The following is a 5276-nucleotide window of genomic DNA, read 5'->3' on the forward strand; positions in this document are numbered from 1 at the left end:
TTCAAAATACTTTAAAAAAGGTTTGGATTGTAATGTGCGAAGCTGTTACCTTTGCAACCCGCAAGCGAAAAGCGGCAGTTCTTTAGGTGTATGAAGTGAGTGTTTTTCAATGAGTTAGTTAGGAAAGAGTTTAAAAAATAAATTGAAAAAAGTTTGGTTGGAATGGTTGAGGCACTTACCTTTGCACTCCGTTCAAAAAACGGGTAGAAAGAAAAACAAAAGATCTTTGAAAGAATGGAAGCAACAGCAACGTTTTAATTAATTAGAACGGGTAAATTTTAAGCGTAATAAAATTCGATTTTGAACTGTTAATTCTTGAGAATTAATAGTCAGTATCAAACTTCATTTACAATGGAGAGTTTGATCCTGGCTCAGGATGAACGCTAGCGGCAGGCTTAATACATGCAAGTCGAGGGGCAGCAGTTTTGTAGCAATACAGAAGCTGGCGACCGGCAAACGGGTGCGGAACACGTACGCAACCTTCCTTTAACTGGGAGATAGCCCACCGAAAGGTGGATTAATATCCCATAGTATATTTGAGTGGCATCACTTAGATATTAAAGCTCCGGCGGTTAAAGATGGGCGTGCGTCTGATTAGGTAGTTGGCGGGGTAACGGCCCACCAAGCCTACGATCAGTAGCTGATGTGAGAGCATGATCAGCCACACGGGCACTGAGACACGGGCCCGACTCCTACGGGAGGCAGCAGTAAGGAATATTGGTCAATGGACGCAAGTCTGAACCAGCCATGCCGCGTGGAGGATGAAGGTCCTCTGGATTGTAAACTTCTTTTCTTTGGGACGAAACCCCTGTTTCTACGGGGACTGACGGTACCAGAGGAATAAGCACCGGCTAACTCCGTGCCAGCAGCCGCGGTAATACGGAGGGTGCAAGCGTTATCCGGATTCACTGGGTTTAAAGGGAGCGTAGGTGGGCTTTTAAGTCAGTGGTGAAATCTTTGGGCTTAACCCGAAAACTGCCATTGATACTATTAGTCTTGAATTCTCTGGAGGTAAGCGGAATATGTCATGTAGCGGTGAAATGCTTAGATATGACATAGAACACCCATTGCGAAGGCAGCTTACTACGGAGCGATTGACACTGAGGCTCGAAAGCGTGGGGATCAAACAGGATTAGATACCCTGGTAGTCCACGCCCTAAACGATGATTACTCGACATTAGCGATATTACTGTTAGTGTCTAAGCGAAAGCATTAAGTAATCCACCTGGGAAGTACGACCGCAAGGTTGAAACTCAAAGGAATTGGCGGGGGTCCGCACAAGTGGTGGAGCATGTGGTTTAATTCGATGATACGCGAGGAACCTTACCTGGGCTAGAATGTCACTTGACCGATGGTGAAAGCCATTTTTCTAGCAATAGACAGGTGATAAGGTGCTGCATGGCTGTCGTCAGCTCGTGCCGTGAGGTGTTGGGTTAAGTCCCGCAACGAGCGCAACCCCTATCTTTAGTTGCCATCAGGTAATGCTGGGAACTCTAAAGAAACTGCCGTCGTAAGACGTGAGGAAGGAGGGGATGATGTCAAGTCATCATGGCCTTTATGCCCAGGGCTACACACGTGCTACAATGGGGGGGACAAAGGGCTGCCACTTAGCGATAAGGAGCTAATCCCAAAAACCCTCTCTCAGTTCAGATTGGAGTCTGCAACTCGACTCCATGAAGCTGGAATCACTAGTAATCGTATATCAGCAATGATACGGTGAATACGTTCCCGGACCTTGCACACACCGCCCGTCAAGCCATGGAAGCTGGGTGTACCTAAAGTCGGTAACCGCAAGGAGCCGCCTAGGGTAAAACTAGTGACTGGGGCTAAGTCGTAACAAGGTAGCCGTACCGGAAGGTGCGGCTGGAATACCTCCTTTTTAGAGCATGCTTAGATTTACATGCTGTTGCTTTTCCACTTTCAAGATATAAGTTCTTATAAATGGTTAGTTGGCCAGTTGCTATGGATAGTTGAGGCCACTAGGCTAAAGATTAAATAGATCCGTAGCTCAGCCTGGTTAGAGCACTACACTGATAATGTAGGGGTCCCCAGTTCAAATCTGGGCGGGTCTACAAATAACCTCGGGGGGTTAGCTCAGTTGGCTAGAGCATCTGCCTTGCACGCAGAGGGTCATCGGTTCGACTCCGATATCCTCCACAAAAATTAGTTCTTTATTGATGTTGACTTCAGGTCTGATGATTCGTAATCATAACATCAGCTTTTCATTTAAGTGTAGACTTATTTGATTAAGTTCTTTGACATATTGGGATGTAACAAGTTGTAATTGTATAGTAAGGCGATTTAAGTATAATAACTCTTTTAAAGCGAATAAGGGCGCATGGTGGATGCCTTGGGTCTGAGAGGCGAAGAAGGACGTGGTAAGCTGCGATAAGCTTCGGGGAGCTGCACACAAGCATTATATCCGAAGATTTCCGAATGGGACAACCCAGCACACTGAAGGTGTGTTATCCGAAAGGAAGCCAACCTCCTGAACTGAAACATCTAAGTAGGGAGAGGAAAAGAAAATAACAATGATTCCCTGAGTAGTGGCGAGCGAAACGGGAAGAGCCCAAACTTAAGCGGCGTGCCGCTTAGGGGTTGTAGGACTGCATTTAGAAACTCTCATCAAATTGAATCTTCTGGAAAGTTGAGCCATAGCAGGTGATAGCCCTGTAGATAGAAATTGAGAGGGACGAGCAGTATCCTGAGTAAGGCGGGACCGGAGGAATCCTGCCTGAATCTGCCGGCACCATCCGGTAAGGCTAAATACTCCTCAGACACCGATAGTGAACCAGTACCGTAAGGGAAAGGTGAAAAGTACCCCGAAACAGGGGAGTGAAATAGTACCTGAAACCGTGCGCCTACAAGCGGTCGGAGTCCAGCAATGGATGACGGCGTGCCTTTTGCATAATGATCCTACGAGTTACTCCTCACTGGCGAGGTTAAGTTCTTCAGTAACGGAGCCGAAGCGAAAGCGAGTCCGAACAGGGCGCTTAGTCAGTGGGGGTAGACGCGAAACTTTGTGATCTATCCATGGGCAGGTTGAAGTTCTGGTAACACAGAATGGAGGACCGAACTCATTAACGTTGAAAAGTTATGGGATGACCTGTGGATAGGGGTGAAAGGCCAATCAAACTGAGAGATAGCTCGTTCTCCCCGAAATGTTTTTAGGAACAGCCTCGGATTTAAGAAGTGTATAAGAGGTAGAGCTACTGATTGGGCTAGGGGGCTTCACCGCCTACCAAACCCTGACAAACTCCGAATGCTTATACATATCTCCGGGAGTGAGGCTGCGGGCGCTAAGGTCCGTGGCCGAGAGGGAAATAACCCAGATTAGCAACTAAGGTCCCTAATACGTAGTTAAGTTGAACAAACGAGGTAGGACTTCTATAACAGCCAGGATGTTTGCTTGGAAGCAGCAATTCATTTAAAGAGTGCGTAACAGCTCACTGGTCGAGAGGTCCCGCACGGAAAATGATCGGGCATCAAACTACGAACCGAAGTTCTAAAATTGTACTTGTACAATTGGTAGGGGAGCATTGAAATCTGCTGCGAAGGTGTCTGGTGATGGATGCTGGAGCGATTTCAAAAGAAAATGTAGGAATGAGTAGCGATAAAAGTAGTGAAAAACTACTTCGCCGTAAGTCCAAGGTTTCCTGATCAATGTTAATCAGATCAGGGTTAGTCGGGTCCTTAGGGAAAGCCGAAAGGCGCACCTGATGGCAAGTTGGTTAATATTCCAACACTTGTTTATGTTTCGATGGGGTGACGGGGTAGTGAAAGATCCGCCTGGTTACGGAATACCAGGTTAAAGCGTGTAGATATATTTTTTGCAGGTAAATCCGCAAGAAATGTCGAACGTGATAGTACCGCAAAGCTTCGGCAGCGTGGATAGTGATCCTAATCAGACCTCCGAGAAAAACCTCTAAGGCTAGGCATAAACAACCCGTACCGTAAACCGACACAGGTGGACGGGATGAATATTCTCAGGCGCTCGGGTGAGCCGTGGAGAAGGAACTAGGCAAATTGACGCTGTAACTTCGGGATAAAGCGTACCTACTTCGGTAGGTCTCAGTAAAATGGTTCAACCAACTGTTTAGCAAAAACACAGGGCCCTGCAAAATCGAAAGATGACGTATAGAGCCTGATACCTGCCCGGTGCTGGAAGGTTAAGGAAGGATGTTCGGCGCAAGCCAAAGCTTCTGACTGAAGCCCCAGTAAACGGCGGCCGTAACTATAACGGTCCTAAGGTAGCGAAATTCCTTGTCGGGTAAGTTCCGACCTGCACGAATGGTCTAATGAGTTGAACACTGTCTCCTCCACGAGCCCGGTGAAATTGTAGTATCGGTGAAGATGCCGGTTACCCGCCACGGGACGGAAAGACCCCGTGAACCTTCACTACAACTTTGCATTGATTTTGAATTACGGATGTGTAGCATAGTTGGGACGCTTTGAAGCAGCTGCGCCAGCAGTTGTGGAGCGGTCGTTGAAATACCAACCTTCTTTGATTTAGAATCTAAACCCTGACGGGTGACAGTGCATGGTGGGTAGTTTGACTGGGGTGGTCGCCTCCTAAAAAGTAACGGAGGCTCGCAAAGGTACCCTCAGTACGGTTGGTAATCGTACGTAGAGCGCATTAGTATAAGGGTGCTTGACTGTGAGACATACAGGTCGAGCAGGAGCGAAAGCTGGCTAAAGTGATCCGGCGGTTCTGCATGGAAGGGCCGTCGCTCAAAGGATAAAAGGTACTCCGGGGATAACAGGCTGATCTCCCCCAAGAGCTCATATCGACGGGGAGGTTTGGCACCTCGATGTCGGTTCGTCACATCCTGGGGCTGGAGAAGGTCCCAAGGGTTCGGCTGTTCGCCGATTAAAGTGGCACGTGAACTGGGTTCAGAACGTCGCAAGACAGTTCGGTCCCTATCTGTGGTGGGCGTTAGTAAATTGAGTAGGCATGACCTTAGTACGAGAGGACCGGGTCGTACGTACCGCTGGTGTATCTGTTGTGCCGCCAGGTGCAATGCAGAGTAGCTATGTACGGAAAGGATAAACGCTGAAAGCATCTAAGCGTGAAACCTTCTACAAGATGAGTTTACTTTTAAGGGCCGTCAAAGACGATGACGTTGATAGGCTACAGATGTAAAACTGGTAACAGTAAAGTCGAGTAGTACTAATTACCCGTAAGCTTTAATTTTTTTTAATCGTTAACTGCAATTACAACTTTTCCCAATATGATCTTATTATCTCATCTAACCTCTCCATTTTTGAGAGATAAA

General features: G+C 47.3%; 2 tRNA genes and 2 rRNA genes. All 4 read left to right on the forward strand.

The window, feature by feature from the left end:
- The first annotated feature begins 348 nt into the window (after window positions 1-348).
- The 4 genes from ESA94_RS21245 (at window position 349) to ESA94_RS21260 (ending at window position 5194) form a co-directional block, all read left to right on the forward strand.
- Window positions 349-1879: ribosomal RNA gene (locus ESA94_RS21245) — 16S ribosomal RNA — on the forward strand.
- A gap of 118 nt (window positions 1880-1997) precedes the next feature.
- Window positions 1998-2072 (forward strand) — tRNA-Ile (locus tag ESA94_RS21250).
- Window positions 2073-2083: 11 nt separating this feature from the next.
- Window positions 2084-2157, forward strand: a tRNA-Ala gene (locus ESA94_RS21255).
- Window positions 2158-2318: 161 nt separating this feature from the next.
- A 23S ribosomal RNA gene (locus tag ESA94_RS21260) occupies window positions 2319-5194 on the forward strand.
- The 16S and 23S rRNA genes sit together here with 2 tRNA genes alongside, the layout of an rRNA operon.
- Window positions 5195-5276: the final 82 nt, after the last annotated feature.

Origin of the sequence: Lacibacter luteus (assembly GCF_004118265.1) — a bacterium.
Classification (GTDB): Bacteria; Bacteroidota; Bacteroidia; order Chitinophagales; family Chitinophagaceae; genus Lacibacter; species Lacibacter luteus.